Raw genomic sequence first — 16106 nt, 5'->3', positions numbered from 1 at the left:
ATGTGTTGGAGCCCGGGGTTACCAGCGGCCCGACGCCGTCGCCTCCTAGTCTAACGAGCCGTCGCGCCAGCCTCGAGCGGCCGCCTCCAGGGCATCGGCGGTGGACACCAGGCGGGCGGCACGCGCCGTGAGCCGCGCCGCGTGCGCGGGGTCCGCCGCCTCGGCGGCCTCCGCGTGGTTGACCTGCCCCAGAGCCGCCACCCGCGCGTAGGCGGCCGCCCGCTCGAACGCCACGTCCAGATCGGAGCGGTAGGCCCCCGTGAGGATGGTGTCGGTGAGGCGCCGCAGCTCCTCCGCCCCGGGCGGCTCCACGGCGCCGGCCACGGCGCGCGCGGCGTGGGCCCCGTGCCCGGCGCGGTACCAGGCCGCCCAGCGCTCGCCGTCGCGGGCCGTGGCCTCCTGGAGCGCGTAGAGGCGCCACAGGGCCCCGGCCAGGGAGACGGCGGGCGCGTCCGACCAGAGCTCGGCGAGGGTCTCCACGCCCAGCTCGCGCACGAGCCCCACGAGGCGGGCGACGACGGCGGGGTCCTCCTCCGCCCGCCCGCCCGTCACGAGGGCGTGGGCCAGGCGCGAGGCCGCGGCGGCCACCTCCTGCGGCTCCTCGCCCCCGGCGAAGTGCGCGAGCTCGTCGGGCCGGGACACGCGGGGGCGATGGTGCCGCGTGAGGCCGGAGGCGCTCGAGCTGGCGCCGCGTCCGGCAGGGGAGCGGTGATGGGGCATGGGTGTGCTGCTCCTTCCGGTGCAGACGGCGGCGGGACGCACGCCACGGTAGACCCGCGAGGCCTCGGCTACCATGGCAGGGCACCCGCGAGGGTCGCCGACGCCGGCCGTGTGCCGCCCAGGGGACGAGCGGGTGAGGGCCTCTAGCTCAGCTGGCAGAGCATCGGACTTTTAATCCGCCGGTCGCGGGTTCGATCCCCGCGGGGCCCACCGGACGCGCAGTCCCGCCTCGCTTCGCCCGGGGTGGTCACGGCACGCCGTCTCGCCGTCACGGGACGCGGCGTGCCGTGACCCCTCAGGGCAGCGGAGCCCGTCAGCCCAGGTCGCGGATGCGCTGGGCGGGGATGCCCGCGTACACGCCATTCGGCTCGGTGCTCTTGGTGACCACGGCGCCCGCAGCCACCACACAGCCGGGGGCCACGTCCACGCCGGGCAGGATCGTGCAGCCCGCGCCGAGCCAGCAGCCGTCGCCGATGGTCACGGGCGTCATGCTGAACTTCCCCGCCCGCTGGCGGGCCGGCCCGAGCTCGTGCGAGGCCGTGACGATCCGCACGCCCGGCGCGATGGCCACGTGCTCGCCGACGGTCGTCCCGTTGTCGATCTCCACGCGGCGGTTGACGAACGTGTAGGCGCCGATGACCGCGCCCTTCTCGATCCATGCGCCGGCCTTCACCCAGGCCGTGGGGTGGATGTCCGCGCCGGTGGCGCGGCTGCGGACGCGGTTGGAGGCGGTGCGGACACGAGCGACGAGCGTGGGGGGCAGGCGCTTCATGCCGTCAGTCTAGGGGTGCGGGCCCCCGCGGATCACGGCGTGGACAGGCTCCAGGACCGTGTGCCCGACGGGGTGGGGGAGCCCGCCGTCTCGGTGGGGAACGGGTCGAACGTGGCCGGGCCGGAGGTGGCGGAGGCCGAGGAGGAGGCCGGGGAGCCCGACGCCGGGGAGCCCGACGTCGGTGCCGCGGACCCGGCACCCGATGTCGGCGCCGCGGACCCGGAGCCCGGCTGGGCGGTGGGCGTGGCGCTCGGCGTCGGCGTGGCGGTGAACGGGTTCGGCGGACCGCTCTGCGAGCGGGGCGACGGGTCCGGCGGGGTGTTCGGCGGGACGGTGTTGATGCCGCCGGCGAACACGCCGAGCACGGACAGGAGGAACAGCGCCAGGCCGATCAGGCCGAGGCAGCCGAGGCAGCCGCAGCCGCTGCGGCGTCCTCGACCTCCGGAGATGATGATGGCCACGGGGCGTCCTCCATGCTGGTGCGTCGCGCGTGCGGGTGGGCGTGCGGGGCGAGTCTACGGGGCCCGGCGCGTCCGCGGAGGGTCCGGGCCCTCCTCACGCCCCCAGCACGCGCTCCAGGTAGGGGTTGGCGAACACGCGTCCCGGGTCCACGGCGTCGCGCTGGGCGGTGAAGTCCGCGAACCGCGGGTAAGCGCGGGCGGCCCACTCCGCGTCCCGGTCGTGCTCTTTGCCCCAGTGGGGGCGCCCGCCCAGGGAGACGAGGAGCTCCTCCGCCGCCGCGAAGTACGCGGTGGGGTCCTCCCGGTGGTAGCGGTGCACCGCGAGGTACGCAGACTCGCGCCCGCGCGCGGTGGAGAGCCAGACGTCGTCGGCGGCCACGGTGCGGACCTCCACGGGGAAGGAGACGGCGTCCCCGGCCGCGGCCCGCTCGGCCGCGATGCGCCGCAGGCCCGCGAAGGCCTCCTCGAACCGCTCGAGCGGCACCGCGTACTCCATCTCGCGGAACCGCACGGCGCGCTCGGCCACGAACACCCGGTAGGAGACGTCCGTGTAGGTGCGCTGATCCACGCCGCGCGCGGACACCTGGTTCAGCAGGGGCACGAGACGGGGAGCGCGCGCCCCGAGGCGGCACATCCCCCCGAAGACCCCGTTGGAGAGGAACTCGTCCATCACCGCGGTGCGCACGGACTTGGTGGCCACGCGGACGGGCACGGCGCCTGCGCGGGCGTGCAGAGCGGCGGCGTTGGCCCGGAAGGCGTCGAGGTCCAGGAGGCCCAGGGGTCGGGAGCGCTCGTCCGCCGGCAGGGCGGCGAGCGCGGCGGCGTAGCGCTCGAACGGGGGCGCCGTCGGCGGGGAGACGGGCTTCACACCTAGGATGGAACCATGGCCTCCGCCTCCACACCAGACATCGAGACGCTCAGCTCAGGAAATGCCGTGGCGTGGTCCCGTCCGGCGGGCGAGCGCTCCGGCACGGACCTCGTCCTCGTGCTGCACGGCTACGGCTCCAACGAGCGCCGGGCCGCCCGCACCTTCTTCCCCATGCTCCCGGAGCGCTGCACCGGCCTGGCCGTGCGCGGCGGCTTCGAGATCGACGCGTCCGCCACGGAGGGCGAGGGAGACCCGGGCGCGCACGGCTGGTTCCTGCTGGACCTGCTGCTGCAGTCCGACTTCGCCCAGGTGCTCGCCGCCGCCCACCGCGTCCTCGACGTCCTCGGCTCGCCCGAGGTGGCCGACGCGGGCTTCCGCTCCGTCTCCGTGCTCGGCTTCTCCCAGGGCATGGCCATGGCGACGACGGTCATCCGGCTGCGCCCCGAGGCCTTCACGTGCGGGGTGGGCCTCAGTGGCTTCGCCGTGGACAACGAGCTGCTGGCGATGCTCGACTCGCCCGTCGAAGGCCCCGGCCCCCGCCCCTTCTTCTGGGGCCGGGACGTCGAGGACCCCGTGATCAACCCGGACGCCGTTGCGCACACCCGCGGGTGGGCCGAGGCGCACACCCTGCTCACTGTGCGCTCCTACCCCGGCATGCTGCACGCCACCCACCCGGACGAGGTGCGGGACGTGCGGATCTTCCTCGATTACACCCTCGCCGCCGCGCCGCCGGGATCCTGACGCACACCGTGCGCAGCCACTACGGTGGTCCGCATGGCAAAGAACTCGACGATCGGCCGCTTCGCGTCGGACAAGGCGACGAACCTGGCCCTCAAGTCCGCGCTCGACGAGGACGGCAACCCCACTGAGGCGTTCGAGAAGGTGGTCTTCAAGACGCTGGACATCCAGCGTCCGCTGGTGCTGAAGAACATCCAGCGTCTCCGGGAGAAGCACCCCGGCGACACCCCGGACCAGCTCGCGGAGCGCCTGAGCGAGCAGTACCTCAACGCCGTGACCGGCGCTGGCGCCGCCGTCGGCGGCACCGCGATCATCCCGGGCGTCGGCACCGTGGCCGCGCTGGGCCTGTCGGCCGCCGCCGTCGTGGGCTTCCTCGAGGCCACCGCGCTCTACGGGCAGTCCCTCGCCGAGCTGCACGGCATCAGCACCGCGGACCCCCAGCGCTCCCGGGCCGTCGTGATGACGCTCATGCTCGGCGACGACGCCAAGGAGCTGCTGCGCGAGGCCGCCGGCAAGGCCGGGGCGAAGCAGGACTCCATGGCGGGCCTGAACGCCCTGATGGGAACCTCGAGCGCGGCCGGTGGCGCCGGGGTGGGCGCGATGATGATGGACCAGCTCAAGCGGCGCTTCTTCAAGCGCCTCCTCGTGCGTCAGGGCGCGGGCATGATCGGCCGTGCCGTGCCGTTCGGCATCGGAGCCGTGATCGGCGGCGTGGGCAACCGCGCCATGGGCAAGGCCGTGGTGGAGAACGCGCGTCAGCTCTTCGGCCCGCTGCCCGCCGTGATCCCCGGCGAGCTGCGCGGCGAGTCCGTGCAGGCGGAGAAGGACGACGACGGCGGCTTCCTCGGCGGCCTGCTGCGCGCCCTTCCGGGCGGCAAGGACAAGGACTCGACGAGGTCCTGACGTCCTCTCCTGCCGGCCCGCGACGGCGACGCTCCCCCACGCGGGGTGCGTCGCCGTCGTCGTGGGCGGGGGAGATCAGAACAGCAGTGTGGCCAGCGTGTGGATGGCCAGGCCGGCGAGCGCACCGACCACGGAGCCGTTGATGCGGATGAACTGCAGGTCCCGGCCCACGAGGAGCTCGAGGGTGCGGGAGGTCTGCTCGCCGTCCCACCGCTCCACGGTCTCCTCGATCACGCCGGTCAGCTGCGGGCCGTAGGAGCTGAGCGCGTAGGCGGCGGCGCGCTGCGCGTAGCCGTCCACGCGCTCGCGCACCTCGGCGTCGTCCTGGAGGCGCCCGCCGAGGTCCTGCAGGGCGGCCACGAGGGCGCGGTGCAGGTCGGAGGCGGGGTCGGCGAGGGCGTCCAGCAGGGAGTCGCGCAGGGTGGTCCAGGCGCGGGAGGCCCAGCCGCGCAGGCGCTCGTCCGCGAAGAGGCTCGCCTTGAAGCGCTCCACGGAGGCGCGCGTGTCCGGGTCCTCGCGCATGTCACGGACGAGGCGGTCCAGCCAGTCATCCACCGAGCGGCGGGCCTCGTGGTCCGGGTCGGAGCGGATGCCGGCGAGGTACTTCAGGGTCTCGGCGTGGAGGCGCTCCGCCAGGAGGCGGTCCACCATGTCCGGGCTCCACTCGGGGGAGCGGCGGCGCACCGTCTCGATGAACATCTCCGGGTGGGCGGCCACCCAGTCGCCCGTGTGGTTCACCACGAGCTCGACCACCTTGTCGTGGTGCCGGCCGGCCAGCACGGAGTCCAGCACGCCGGCGAGCGTGGGGGACCAGTCCGGCTCCACCATGTGCTTCTGCATCAGCTGCTGCAGCAGGCGCTGCACGGCCTCATCGTCGGTGGCGGCCATGGTGTGCCGCGCCGCCGTCGCGACCTCCCCGGCCACGCGCCGGGCGTTCGCGTCCTGGCGCAGCCAGCCGCCGGCCGCGTGCGCGACCTGCAGCCCGGCCACCTTCTCCCGCGCGACGTCCGAGTCCAGGAAGTTCTCCTGCACGAACTCGCGCAGCGCCGCCCCGAGCTGGTCCTTCTTCCGAGGGATCAGGGCGGTGTGGGGCACGGGGATGCCGGCGGGGTGGCGGAACAGCGCGGTGACGGCGAACCAGTCGGCGAGCGCGCCCACCATGCCGCCCTCCGCCGCGGCGCGCACGAAGCCCCACGCGGGATGGACCTCCTGGAGTGGGAACGCGATGACGAACACGACGGCCAGCGCCACGAGCAGGCCGGTGGCCACCGACTTCATGCGGCGCAGCCCGGCGGCGCGCTCGAGGGAGGCGGCGCTGAGGACCTGCTGGTCCGAGGCGGCGGAGAGGGACACGTGCGGCTCCTGGAGCGGGCGGAACGGAGGACCGGGCGGAGAGGACGCCGGGGTGAACCGAATGGTCCCCTCCAGTTAACCAGCCCGCCGCCTGGCGTCGGGGCTCCGGGCACCCGCCGCTCCTACGCTCTGGGCGTGCTCCCCCTCGTGATCGCCCACCGCGGTGCGTCCGCCGCCTTCCCCGAACACACCCGCGCCGCCATGCTGCACGCCCTCGCCGTGGGCGCGGACGGCCTGGAGTGCGACGTGCAGCTCACGAAGGACCGCGAGGTCGTCTGCTGGCACGACCCCACCGTGGACCGCACCTCGAACGGCTCCGGCGCGCTCGCGGACCACACCCTGGAGCGGCTGCGCGGCCTCGACGTCACCTCGTGGCACGCGACGCGCGGGCCTCGCGCGGGCGACGGGGCGCGGCCGGGAGCGCAGGCGGGCCAGATCCCCCCGGTGTACGGCGCGCCGGAGGACCAGGTGCTCACCCTGCGGGAGCTCTTCGAGATCGCGACGGCGGCGGACCGTCCGCTGCGCCTCGCGGTGGAGCTCAAGCACCCCTCGCCGTACGGCCACGAGCTCGAGGAGCGCGTGCTGCGCGAGCTGCTCACCTCTGGCTGGGACCCGGAGACGGGCCTGCTCGGGCAGGTGAGCGTCTCCCTCATGAGCTTCCACCCCGGAGCGCTGCAGTACGTGGCGCCGCTGACGGGCCCGGACGCGCTGTGCCCGCTCGTGGACGTGATGCCGGCCGAGATCCCCTCCCGCATCGCCCGCGGTCCGCTCTCCCGGGCCGCCGTGCGCGCCACGGTGCGCCAGACCCTCGCGAACTCCGAGGCCATGGTGTGGCGCGGCCGGGCGAGCCTTGCCGGCCCGTCCGTGGAGTACGTGCGCACCCACCTCGCTGACGTGAAGGCGTGGCTCGCGGCCGGGCGCCGGCTGCGCGTGTGGACCGTGGACGCGCGCGCGGACGTCGAATTCCTCCTGGCCCAGGGTGTGCAGGAGCTGACCACCAACCGGCCGGAGGACGTGCTGCGCTGGGCGGCCGACGCCGTCGCCGAGCGGCGGAGTCGGCGGGACCGCGCGGGGGTCTGAGGCCGCCGGCGTCCCGGAGATGGCGGGACGCCGTGTCGATGCCGCATCCGTCTGTGATCAGGGTTACACTCCCGATCAACACCTCCCCTGTGAGGTGCCTCACTCGCACGTGAGACCTTCCTCGAGCTCTCCCCAGGAGGACCCCATGGCTTCCCCCCTTCAGTGACGCTTCCTGTCCGCGGCCGCCCTCACCGCAGCAGGCGCCCTCCTGATCAGCGGATGCGCCCAGAGCCAGCGCTCGGACACCGGCGCGGACAGCTCCGCGGCCGGCTCTGACGCGCAGCAGGTGGACGGCTCGTTCATCTTCGCCGCCTCCTCGGACCCGAAGACCCTCGACCCGGCCTTCGCCTCGGACGGCGAGTCCCTCCGGGTGTCCCGGCAGATCTTCGAGGGCCTCGTGGGCACCAAGCCCGGCACGGCGGACCCGGCCCCCCTCCTGGCCGAGTCGTGGGAGTCGAGTGAGGACGGGCTGACCCACACGTTCCAGCTCAAGGACGGGGTGAAGTTCCACGACGGCACGGAGTTCAACGCCGAGGCCGTGTGCGCCAACTTCGACCGCTGGTACAACTTCGAGGGCATTCAGCAGGCCGAGACCGTCTCCTACTACTACGGCAAGCTGTTCCGCGGCTTCGCGGACTCCCCGGAGAAGGCCGTGTACAAGTCGTGCGACGCCACCGAGGACCTCAAGGCCACCGTCACCCTGGCCCAGCCCTTCGCCGGGTTCATCCCCTCCCTCTCGCTTCCCGCCTTCGGCATGCAGTCCCCCACGGCCATGGAGGAGTACAAGGCGGACGAGATCGGCGGCACCGCCGAATCCCCGGAGATGTCCGAGTACGCCCGCGAGCACCCCACGGGCACGGGCCCGTACAAGTTCGACTCGTGGAGCGTCGGCTCGGACATCAAGCTCTCCGCCTTCGAGGACTACTGGGGGGACAAGGGCGAGGTCACGGACGTGACCTTCCGCGTGATCGACGACCCGGTGGCCCGCCGCCAGGCCCTTGAGGCCGGGGACGTGGACGGCTACGACCTCGTGGCCCCCGCGGACACCAAGGCCCTCGCCGACGCCGGGTTCAACGTGATCCAGCGCGATCCGTTCACCATCCTCTACCTGGGCATGAACCAGGAGCAGGAGGAGCTCAAGGACGTGAAGGTCCGCCAGGCGATCGCCCACGCGATCGACAAGGACGCGCTCATCCAGCAGACCCTGCCGGAGGGCACCAAGGCCGCGACCCAGTTCATCCCGGACTCGGTCAACGGCTACAGCGACGACGTCACCACCTACGACTACGACCCGGAGAAGGCGAAGCAGCTGCTGACCGAGGCGGGCTACCCCGACGGCTTCACGATCGACTTCAACTACCCGACGGGCGTCTCCCGCCCCTACATGCCGACCCCGGAGCAGGCCTTCTCCAACATCTCCAACCAGCTCGCGGAGGTGGGCATCAAGGTCAACGCCAAGCCCGCCAAGTGGAGCCCGGACTACCTGAACCAGGTGCAGGGCACCGCCGACCACGGCATCCACCTGCTCGGCTGGACCGGCGACTACAACGACACCGACAACTTCGTGGGCGTGTTCTTCGGCCAGGAGAAGCCCGAGTTCGGCTTCGAGAACGAGGAGCTCTTCACCGCCCTCGAGAAGGCGCGCCAGATCCCCACGATCGAGGAGCAGACGCCCGAGTACGAGGAGATCAACCAGCAGATCTCCGAGTTCGTCCCGGCCGTCCCGCTGGCGCACCCGGCGCCGTCGCTCGCCTTCGACAAGCGCGTGGCCTCCTACCCGGCCAGCCCGGTCAACGACGAGGTCTTCAACCAGGTCGACCTCACGGAGTGAACCGGCGCCCCCGCGGCTGACCGGCCCCCTCGCTGACCCGACGGCGGCGGCGCACCCGCTGCGCCGCCGTCGTCCCCTGACCTGACGGGCCCACGGGCCTGGGATGAAGGACTCCCCGTGCTCAGACTCATCGGCAAGCGCCTGCTGCTGCTGATCCCCACCCTGCTCGGCCTCTCGATCCTGCTCTTCGCGTGGGTGCGCAGCCTCCCCGGCGGGCCGGCCACGGCCCTGCTCGGCGACCGTGCCACCCCCGAGGCGGTGGCCCGCGTGAACGCCGCGTACGGCTTCGACAAGCCGATCCTGGAGCAGTACCTCACCTACATGGGGCGGCTGGTCCGGGGTGACTTCGGTAACTCGCTCATGACCAACCGGCCCGTCCTGGAGGAGTTCGCCGAGCGCTTCCCCGCCACGATCGAGCTGTCCGTGTTCGCCATCCTCTTCGCGGTCGTGCTCGGCATCCCGCTGGGCTACTGGGCGGCCCGCAACGTGGGCGGGTGGCAGGACAACCTCGCCGTCGTGCTCTCCCTGCTGGGCGTGGTGGTGCCGGTGTTCTTCCTGGCCTTCCTGCTGAAGTGGGTCTTCGCCGTGCGGCTCGGCTGGCTCCCCACGGACGGCCGCCAGGACCCGCGGATCGACGCGACGCACTACACGAACCTCTACGTGTGGGACGGCATCAGCACGGGGGAGTGGGACGCCGCCCTGAATGCGCTGACGCACCTCGTGCTGCCCGGCATCGCCCTGGGCACCATCCCGCTGGCCATCATCGCCCGCATCACGCGGGCGGCCGTCCTGGACGTGCAGAACGCCGACTACGTGCGCACCGCGCGCGCCAAGGGCCTGGCCCCGGGGCTCATCCGGAACCGCTTCATCCTCCGCAACGCGATGCTCCCCGTGCTCACCACGCTGGGCCTGCAGCTGGGCCTGCTGATCTCGGGGGCGGTGCTCACCGAGACGGTGTTCGCCTTCAACGGCATCGGCCGGTTCCTGCGCGACGCGATCTTCAACCTCGACTTCCCGGTGCTGCAGGGCTTCATCATCCTCATCGCACTGTTGTATTCGCTCATCAACCTGGTCGTGGACGTCTCCTACGGCCTCATCGACCCGAGGGTGCGTGTCCAGTGACGGCGAACCTGCCCCCCGCCTCCGGCGGCCCCGCGGCGCGCGGCGCCGAGGACGAGCTGTACCCGGCCACGGACGGCGCGGTCACCCCGCTGGCCGTCGACACCCCCGGGGTCGAGGCCGTCGGCGTCGCCCCCGGCCAGACGCAGGCCACCACCGAGCCGGGCGCGGAGGCGCGCGGCACCTCCGTGTGGGGGGCCGCCTTCCAGCGGCTGCGCCGCAACCCCGCGGCCATCGCGGGCGCCGTGATCGTGGCGCTCTTCCTGCTCGTGGCGGTCCTCGCCCCGCTCCTGGCCCCGTACGGGGGCACGGAGACGCCGGGCATGCGGGAGATCCGCCCGACGAGCGTGCCCGGGCCCGGCGAGGTGGCCGGCTACCCGCTCGGCCTGGACCGCTTCGGCGGCGACGTGCTCTCCAAGCTGCTGTGGGGCGCCCAGGCGTCCCTGCTGATCGGCGTGGTCTCCACAGCGCTCGGCCTCGTGGGCGGCATGATCCTCGGCCTGCTCGCGGGAGGGTTCGGCGGCTGGGTGGACAGCGTGGTGATGCGCCTCGTGGACATCCTGCTCTCCGTGCCGCACCTGCTGCTGGCGGTGTCCATCGCGGCCATCCTGGGACAGACGCCCTCCGCCGTGATGATCGCGATCGGCGTGGCCCAGGTCCCCGTGTTCGCACGCCTGCTGCGCTCCTCGATGCTCTCGCAGAAGGGCTCGGACTACGTGCTGGCCGCGCAGACCCTCGGGCTCTCGCGGCGCACCATCACCATGTCCCACATCCTGCCCAACTCGCTGGGCCCCGTGATCGTGCAGGCCACCCTCACCCTGGCCACCGCCGTGATCGACGCCGCCGCCCTCTCCTTCCTGGGCCTCGGCGGCGGCCGGCCCGAGACCGCCGAGTGGGGCCGCATGCTCACCTACGCCCAGGCCGAGCTGGGCATCAACCCGTGGCTCGCCTTCCTGCCGGGCCTGTGCATCGCCGTCACCGCGCTCGGGTTCACCCTGCTGGGAGAGTCCCTGCGCGAGGCCCTCGACCCCACCTCCCGGAGGCGCTGACCATGGACCCCCAGCACGACGACGTCGCCCGCGGCTCCGGCTCCCACGTGGCCGGAGCGGAGGGCCCCGTCCCCGCGGCCTCGGCACCCTCTGCCGCGCCCGCGGCACCTTCGCCCGCGCCCGCCGTCGGCGGGCCGCTGCTCGAGATCCGCGGCCTGGACGTGGAGTTCTCCACGCAGCAGGGCACGGTGAAGGCCGTGGAGGGCGCCTCGTTCACCCTGCCCGCCGGCGGCACGCTGGCCATCGTGGGCGAGTCCGGCTCGGGCAAGTCCACCACCGCGATGGCGGCCATCGGCCTGCTGCCGCAGAACGGACGCGTGACCGGCGGCTCCATCCGCTTCGCGGGCCAGGAGCTGGTGGGCATGCCGGACGCGAAGATGCGCCGCATCCGGGGCCGCAGCATCGGCCTGGTGCCGCAGGACCCGATGTCCAACCTGAACCCGGTGACGCGCGTGGGGCAGCAGATCGGGGAGACCCTCCTGACCCACGGGCTGGCCACGCGCAAGGACGTGGAGGAGAAGGTCCTCGCGGTGATGGAGCGGGCGGGGATCCCGGACCCGCGCAAGCGGGCGAGGCAGTACCCCCACGAGCTCTCGGGCGGGCTGCGCCAGCGCGTGCTGATCGCGATCGGCCTGGCCTGCCGGCCGCAGCTGCTGATCGCGGACGAGCCCACCTCGGCCCTGGATGTGACCGTGCAGCAGGTGATCCTGGACCAGATCGACGAGATGACCCGGGAGCTGGGAAGCTCCGTCCTGCTCATCACGCACGACCTGGGGCTCGCCGCCGAGCGCGCCCAGCACCTCGTGGTCATGCACCGCGGCACGGTGGTGGAGCACGGGGACGCCCAGCGGATCCTCGAGGACCCCCAGCACGCCTACACGCGCTCGCTCGTGCAGGCGGCGCCGTCGGTGGCCGCCGCACGCCTCCTCCCCGAGTCCTACGCGGCCGCGCCGGCGCCCCTGGCCGAGGACGCCACCGGTGCCCTGACCACCGTGGCCCTGGACAAGTCCGCCCTCACCCCGCTGGTCGAGATCACCGACCTGACCAAGGTGTACGCGAGCCGTGGCCAGGACGACTTCTACGCCGCCAAGGAGGTCTCGCTCAAGATCCCGCGGGGCAAGACGGTCTCCATCGTGGGCGAGTCCGGCTCCGGCAAGACGACCACGGCACGCATGCTGCTCAAGCTCATCGAGCCGACGTCGGGATCCATCACCTTCGAGGGCAAGGACGTCCTGACCCTCAAGGGCGCCGACCTGAAGGACTTCCGTCAGCGGGTGCAGGCCGTCTTCCAGGACCCCTTCTCCTCCCTCAACCCCTCCTTCACGGTGGGGCGGATCATCGAGGAGCCGCTGCAGGCCTACCGCCGCGGCGGGGCGAAGCAGCGGCGGGCGCGCACCCTGGAGCTCATGGAGCAGGTGGCCCTGCCGGCGCACTTCCACCGGCGCTACCCCGCGGAGCTCTCGGGCGGTCAGCGTCAGCGGGTGGCGATCGCCCGTGCGCTCGCGCTGAACCCGGACCTGATCGTGTGCGACGAGCCGGTCTCCGCCCTCGACGTCCTCGTGCAGGCGCAGATCCTGGACCTGCTCAAGGACCTGCAGGCGGAGCTGGGGCTGAGCTACCTCTTCATCTCCCACGACCTCGCGGTGGTGCGGCTCATCTCGGACTACGTGTGCGTGATGAAGGACGGCGAGCTGGTGGAGGCCGCCTCCTCCGAGGAGGTCTTCACCAACGCGCGCCATCCGTACACGCGGAGGCTGCTGGCCTCGATCCCCGGCAACGAGCTGCAGATCGGCGACGTCGCCTGACCTGCCGCGCTCCGGGTCAGTCCTGCAGCGGCCAGGCCTGCTCGCGCTCCACCACGGTGTGGGCCAGCTGGGCGATCGCCATCTCCTCGTCCGTGGGGACCACGAGCACGGGGATCGCGGAGGCGTCGGCGGAGATCACCCGGGGGTCGTCGCCGCGCTCCATGTTCCGCGCGGGGTCGTACGTCACGCCGAGCGGCTCGAGGCGGTCCAGCACGCGGGCGCGGAACGGCGCCGAGTTCTCCCCGATGCCGGCCGTGAACACGATCGCCTTCGCCCCGCCCACGGCCACGTGGTAGGCGCCGATGTACTTGGCCAGGCGGTAGGACGCGATCTTCAGAGCCTGCCGGGACGCGCGGTGGCCCGCCTCCGCGGCCTCGAGCACCTGGCGCATGTCCGCGTTGCCGGAGAGCCCCAGCAGGCCGGACTCCTTGTTGAGGAGGGTGTCCACCTGCTCGGCCGTGTAGCCGTGGGTGGTGATCAGATGGGTGATGATCGAGGGGTCGACGTCGCCCGAGCGGGTGCCCATCACGAGCCCGGCCAGCGGCGTGTAGCCCATGGACGTGTCGATCGAGCGGCCGTGCCGGATCGCCGTCGCCGACGCGCCGTTGCCCAGGTGGAGGATGACGCCGTCGAACGCCCGGCGCTCCATGCCCAGGTGCCGCGCCGCGAGCCCCGTGACCAGGTCGTGCGAGGTGCCGTGGAAGCCGTACCGGCGGATGCCGTGCTCCGTATAGAGCTCGTCCGGGAGGGCGTACTGCCAGGCCTCCCGCGGCATCGACTGGTGGAACGAGGTGTCGAACACCACCACCTGCGGCAGGTCCGGCCAGCGCTGGGCGACGGCGCGCAGCCCCTGCGCCGCGGCCGGGTTGTGCAGCGGGGCCAGGGGAGCCAGGCGCTCGATCGCGCGGATGACCTCGTTGGTCACGAGGGCCGGCGCGTGGAAGCGCTCCCCGCCGTGCACCACGCGGTGCCCGGCCGCGGCCAGGCGGCGGTCCCCGATCACCGCGGCGATCTCCTCCTCCACCTGGGCGAGGGCGGCCGCGTGGTCCGCGACGCCCGAGCCCGGCACGCCGATGCGCTCGACGAGGCCCTTCGTCACCACGGGATCGGGGGCGTCCTCGCCGTCGAGGGTGAGCTCGCGCACCTGGTACTTCAGGGACGAGGAGCCCGAGTTCACCACGAGCACCAGGAGGGTCTCCTCGGGCAGCTCGCGGGCGGAGACGGTGGGGATCGCGGTGGTGACGGGAGCGGAGCTCATCGCGTCGGTCATGGGGATTCCTTTCAGCCCTGCGCCTGGATGGCGGTGATGGCCACCGTGTTGACGATGTCCTCCACCGTGGTGCCGCGGGAGAGGTCGTTCACGGGCTTGTTCAGGCCCTGCAGCACCGGCCCGACGGCGACCGCGCCCGAGGACTGCTGCACCGCCTTGTACGTGTTGTTGCCGGTGTTCAGGTCCGGGAACACGAACACCGTGGCCTGGCCGGCCACCTCGGAGCCCGGCATCTTGGACGCGGCCACGGCGGCGTTCACGGCGGCGTCGTACTGCAGCGGGCCCTCCACCTTCAGCTCGGGTGCGCGCTCGCGGACCAGCGCGGTGGCCGTCCGCACCTTGTCCACGGCCTCGCCGGAGCCGGAGGCGCCCGTGGAGTAGGAGAGCATCGCGACGCGCGGGTCCACGCCGAACTGGGCCGCCGTCGCCGCCGAGGCCACGGCGATGTCCGCGAGCTGCTCGGCGTTCGGCTCGGGGTTCACGGCGCAGTCGCCGTACACGAGCGCGCGGTCCGGCAGGAGCATGAAGAACACGGAGGACACGATGGACACGCCCGGCTTGGTCTTCACGAACTCGAGCGCGGGGCGGATGGTGTTGGCCGTGGTGTGCGCGGCGCCGGAGACCATGCCGTCCACGTCGCCGAGGTGGACCATCATCGTGCCGAAGTACGCGCCCTCCTGCATGACCTCGCGGGCCCGCTCCACGTCCACGCCCTTGTGGGCGCGCAGCCGCGCGTACTCCTCGGCGTAGCGCTCCAGGTCGGGGGACTCGGCGGGGTCCACGAGCTCGATGCCCGTGAGGTCGATGCCCTCGCGGGAGGCGAGCTCCCTCACCGCGGCGGAGGGGCCGAGGACCACGAGGTCGCACACGTCGCGGCGGTGCAGGATCTCGGCGGCCCGCAGCACGCGGGCGTCCTCGCCCTCGGGGAGGACGATCCGCTGCCGGTCGGCGCGGGCGCGCGAGATCAGCTCGTGCAGGAAGCGCAGGGGCGTCACCGTGGAGGAGCGGGGGAGGTCGAAGCGCTGCAGCAGCTCGTCGCCGTCCACCCTCTGGTGCCAGGCGCCGAGCGCCGCGGCGGTCTTGCGGGGCTGCGCGCTGGAGAGCTCGCCGCGCACGCGGGAGACCTTGGCCGCGGTGGTGAACGTGTCGTCGTGGGTGGCGAGCACGGGGAAGGAGGCGTCCAGGTAGAGGCGCTGCAGCTGGCGGTTCGGCAGGATCCCGTTCGTGAGGATCATGCCCGACGGCGTGGGGAAGTCCGGGGTGAGCGAGGAGGCCACGGTGGCCAGGATCGCGTCGGAGCGGTCCCCCGAGACGATCACGAGGGCCCCCTCCTCGAGGATCTCGAGGAAGTTGCCGCCCTCCATGGAGACGGCCTTGACCTCGGCGACGTCGCGGTCCAGGGTCTGGGCGCCGGCCACCTGCTCCAGCCCGAGCAGGTCCGCCACCTCCGCCACGGAGGGGTGCGTGAGCTCGGGGAGCTCCGGGATCACGTAGACCGGCCACGCGTGGCGGCCCGGGCGCACCGCGGCACGGATCTGCTCGGCGAGGCCCGGGCCGGCCCGGTTGACGATGACGGCCAGCAGGTCGACGCCGGACTCGTCCAGGGAGCGGCGGGCCAGATCCACGGCGTCCGCGGCCTGGGCCGGGGTCAGGCCCGCGCCCGAGGCCACCGCGATCACGGGGGTGCCCAGGTTGCGGGCCAGGTGGGCGTTCAGGTCGAGGTCCACGGACGGGTCCGCGCTGATCAGGTCGGTCCCCTCCACCACCACGACGGCGTCCTGCGACATCGCGTCGAAGTGCTCGACGCAGCGCTCCTGCACCTCGTCGCCGCGGCCCTCGGCCATGAGCGTGCGCGCCTCGGCCGCCGTGAGGCCGCCGCGGGCCTGCTCGGGGCCCAGGCCGAACTGCTCCCGCATCAGCAGCACCATCGGGTCGGTCTCGACGTCGTTCCCCGGGACGATGGGCCGGTAGTAGCCCACGGCGCCGGAGCGCTTGTAGAGGGAGTCGGCGAGGCCGAGGCTGACGAGCGACTTGCCCGCGCCCGTCGAGGTGGTGGAGACGAAGATTCCCTGCGGCATGGGGCCCTTTCGCGTGGCGGTTCGCGTGCGTGCAAGCGGTCCCCTCCACCGTACCGATG

14 protein-coding genes and 1 tRNA gene are annotated in these 16106 nt (G+C 73.0%); 8 read left to right on the top strand and 7 right to left on the bottom strand.

The genetic code is table 11. The annotated features are described in order from the left end of the window. Positions 1-45: 45 nt before the first annotated feature. On the bottom strand, positions 46-720 hold the full coding sequence (locus tag AB0302_RS07945; protein WP_319075753.1) for a hypothetical protein: 675 nt from the start codon (positions 718-720) through the stop codon (positions 46-48). A gap of 137 nt (positions 721-857) precedes the next feature. Between AB0302_RS07945 and AB0302_RS07940 the strand changes: the two genes are divergently transcribed. Continuing rightward, positions 858-930, top strand: a tRNA-Lys gene (locus AB0302_RS07940). 103 nt (positions 931-1033) lie between these two features. Here AB0302_RS07940 and AB0302_RS07935 read toward each other — a convergent pair. The 3 genes from AB0302_RS07935 to AB0302_RS07925 form a co-directional block, all read right to left on the bottom strand. Beyond that, positions 1034-1492, bottom strand: a complete 459-nt coding sequence (locus AB0302_RS07935) for an acyltransferase (protein WP_248117854.1) — start codon at positions 1490-1492, stop codon at positions 1034-1036. A 32-nt stretch (positions 1493-1524) separates the two neighbouring features. Continuing rightward, on the bottom strand, positions 1525-1953 hold the full coding sequence (locus AB0302_RS07930; protein ID WP_366371178.1) for a hypothetical protein: 429 nt from the start codon (positions 1951-1953) through the stop codon (positions 1525-1527). Positions 1954-2047: 94 nt separating this feature from the next. Continuing rightward, positions 2048-2821, bottom strand: a complete 774-nt coding sequence (locus AB0302_RS07925; RefSeq protein ID WP_366371176.1) for a D-arabinono-1,4-lactone oxidase — start codon at positions 2819-2821, stop codon at positions 2048-2050. A gap of 15 nt (positions 2822-2836) precedes the next feature. Between AB0302_RS07925 and AB0302_RS07920 the strand changes: the two genes are divergently transcribed. Both AB0302_RS07920 and AB0302_RS07915 read left to right on the top strand, forming a co-directional pair. Further along, positions 2837-3562: an esterase gene (locus AB0302_RS07920; protein ID WP_366371174.1), complete on the top strand. Its 726-nt coding sequence runs from the start codon at positions 2837-2839 to the stop codon at positions 3560-3562. Positions 3563-3595: 33 nt separating this feature from the next. Continuing rightward, on the top strand, positions 3596-4462 hold the full coding sequence (locus AB0302_RS07915) for a hypothetical protein (RefSeq protein ID WP_248117864.1): 867 nt from the start codon (positions 3596-3598) through the stop codon (positions 4460-4462). A 75-nt stretch (positions 4463-4537) separates the two neighbouring features. On the opposite strand, the gene AB0302_RS07910 is transcribed toward AB0302_RS07915, so the two are convergent. Continuing rightward, on the bottom strand, positions 4538-5815 hold the full coding sequence (locus AB0302_RS07910) for a DUF445 domain-containing protein (protein ID WP_248117866.1): 1278 nt from the start codon (positions 5813-5815) through the stop codon (positions 4538-4540). Between the two features lie 135 nt (positions 5816-5950). On the opposite strand from AB0302_RS07910, the gene AB0302_RS07905 reads away from it, so the two are divergent. The 5 genes from AB0302_RS07905 (at position 5951) to AB0302_RS07885 (ending at position 12699) form a co-directional block, all read left to right on the top strand. Then, on the top strand, positions 5951-6895 hold the full coding sequence (locus tag AB0302_RS07905; protein ID WP_319075761.1) for a glycerophosphodiester phosphodiesterase family protein: 945 nt from the start codon (positions 5951-5953) through the stop codon (positions 6893-6895). A 172-nt stretch (positions 6896-7067) separates the two neighbouring features. Continuing rightward, positions 7068-8726, top strand: a complete 1659-nt coding sequence (locus AB0302_RS07900; protein WP_366371245.1) for an ABC transporter substrate-binding protein — start codon at positions 7068-7070, stop codon at positions 8724-8726. Positions 8727-8843: 117 nt separating this feature from the next. Then, positions 8844-9848 (top strand): ABC transporter permease, encoded by a 1005-nt coding sequence (locus AB0302_RS07895; protein ID WP_319075765.1) that lies wholly within the window; start codon positions 8844-8846, stop codon positions 9846-9848. Between the two features lie 89 nt (positions 9849-9937). Then, positions 9938-10894 carry an ABC transporter permease gene (locus AB0302_RS07890; protein WP_319075818.1) on the top strand — a complete coding sequence of 319 codons (957 nt, stop codon included), beginning with the start codon at positions 9938-9940 and terminating at the stop codon, positions 10892-10894. Between the two features lie 2 nt (positions 10895-10896). Continuing rightward, a complete protein-coding gene (locus AB0302_RS07885; protein ID WP_319075767.1) occupies positions 10897-12699 on the top strand; it encodes an ABC transporter ATP-binding protein in 1803 nt (600 codons plus the stop codon). Positions 12700-12715: 16 nt separating this feature from the next. Here AB0302_RS07885 and AB0302_RS07880 read toward each other — a convergent pair whose 3' ends face one another. Beyond that, positions 12716-13969, bottom strand: a complete 1254-nt coding sequence (locus AB0302_RS07880; protein WP_248117877.1) for an acetate kinase — start codon at positions 13967-13969, stop codon at positions 12716-12718. 11 nt (positions 13970-13980) lie between these two features. Beyond that, a complete protein-coding gene (gene pta / locus AB0302_RS07875; RefSeq protein WP_366371170.1) occupies positions 13981-16047 on the bottom strand; it encodes a phosphate acetyltransferase in 2067 nt (688 codons plus the stop codon). Positions 16048-16106 lie beyond the last annotated feature (59 nt).

The sequence above is a fragment of the Micrococcus sp. NPDC078436 genome (assembly GCF_040702705.1).
Classification (GTDB): domain Bacteria; phylum Actinomycetota; class Actinomycetes; order Actinomycetales; family Micrococcaceae; genus Micrococcus.
This window is presented reverse-complemented; position numbering and strand designations above follow the sequence as displayed.

What these genes read in the sequence shown, in the direction of transcription:
- AB0302_RS07945 (WP_319075753.1), bottom strand. Translation starts at nt 720, where the DNA reads ATGCCCCATCACCGCTCCCCTGCCGGACGCGGCGCCAGCTCGAGCGCC.
- AB0302_RS07935 (WP_248117854.1), bottom strand. Translation starts at nt 1,492, where the DNA reads ATGAAGCGCCTGCCCCCCACGCTCGTCGCTCGTGTCCGCACCGCCTCC.
- AB0302_RS07920 (WP_366371174.1), top strand. Translation starts at nt 2,837, where the DNA reads ATGGCCTCCGCCTCCACACCAGACATCGAGACGCTCAGCTCAGGAAAT.
- AB0302_RS07915 (WP_248117864.1), top strand. Translation starts at nt 3,596, where the DNA reads ATGGCAAAGAACTCGACGATCGGCCGCTTCGCGTCGGACAAGGCGACG.
- AB0302_RS07885 (WP_319075767.1), top strand. Translation starts at nt 10,897, where the DNA reads ATGGACCCCCAGCACGACGACGTCGCCCGCGGCTCCGGCTCCCACGTG.
- AB0302_RS07880 (WP_248117877.1), bottom strand. Translation starts at nt 13,969, where the DNA reads ATGACCGACGCGATGAGCTCCGCTCCCGTCACCACCGCGATCCCCACC.
- pta (WP_366371170.1), bottom strand. Translation starts at nt 16,047, where the DNA reads ATGCCGCAGGGAATCTTCGTCTCCACCACCTCGACGGGCGCGGGCAAG.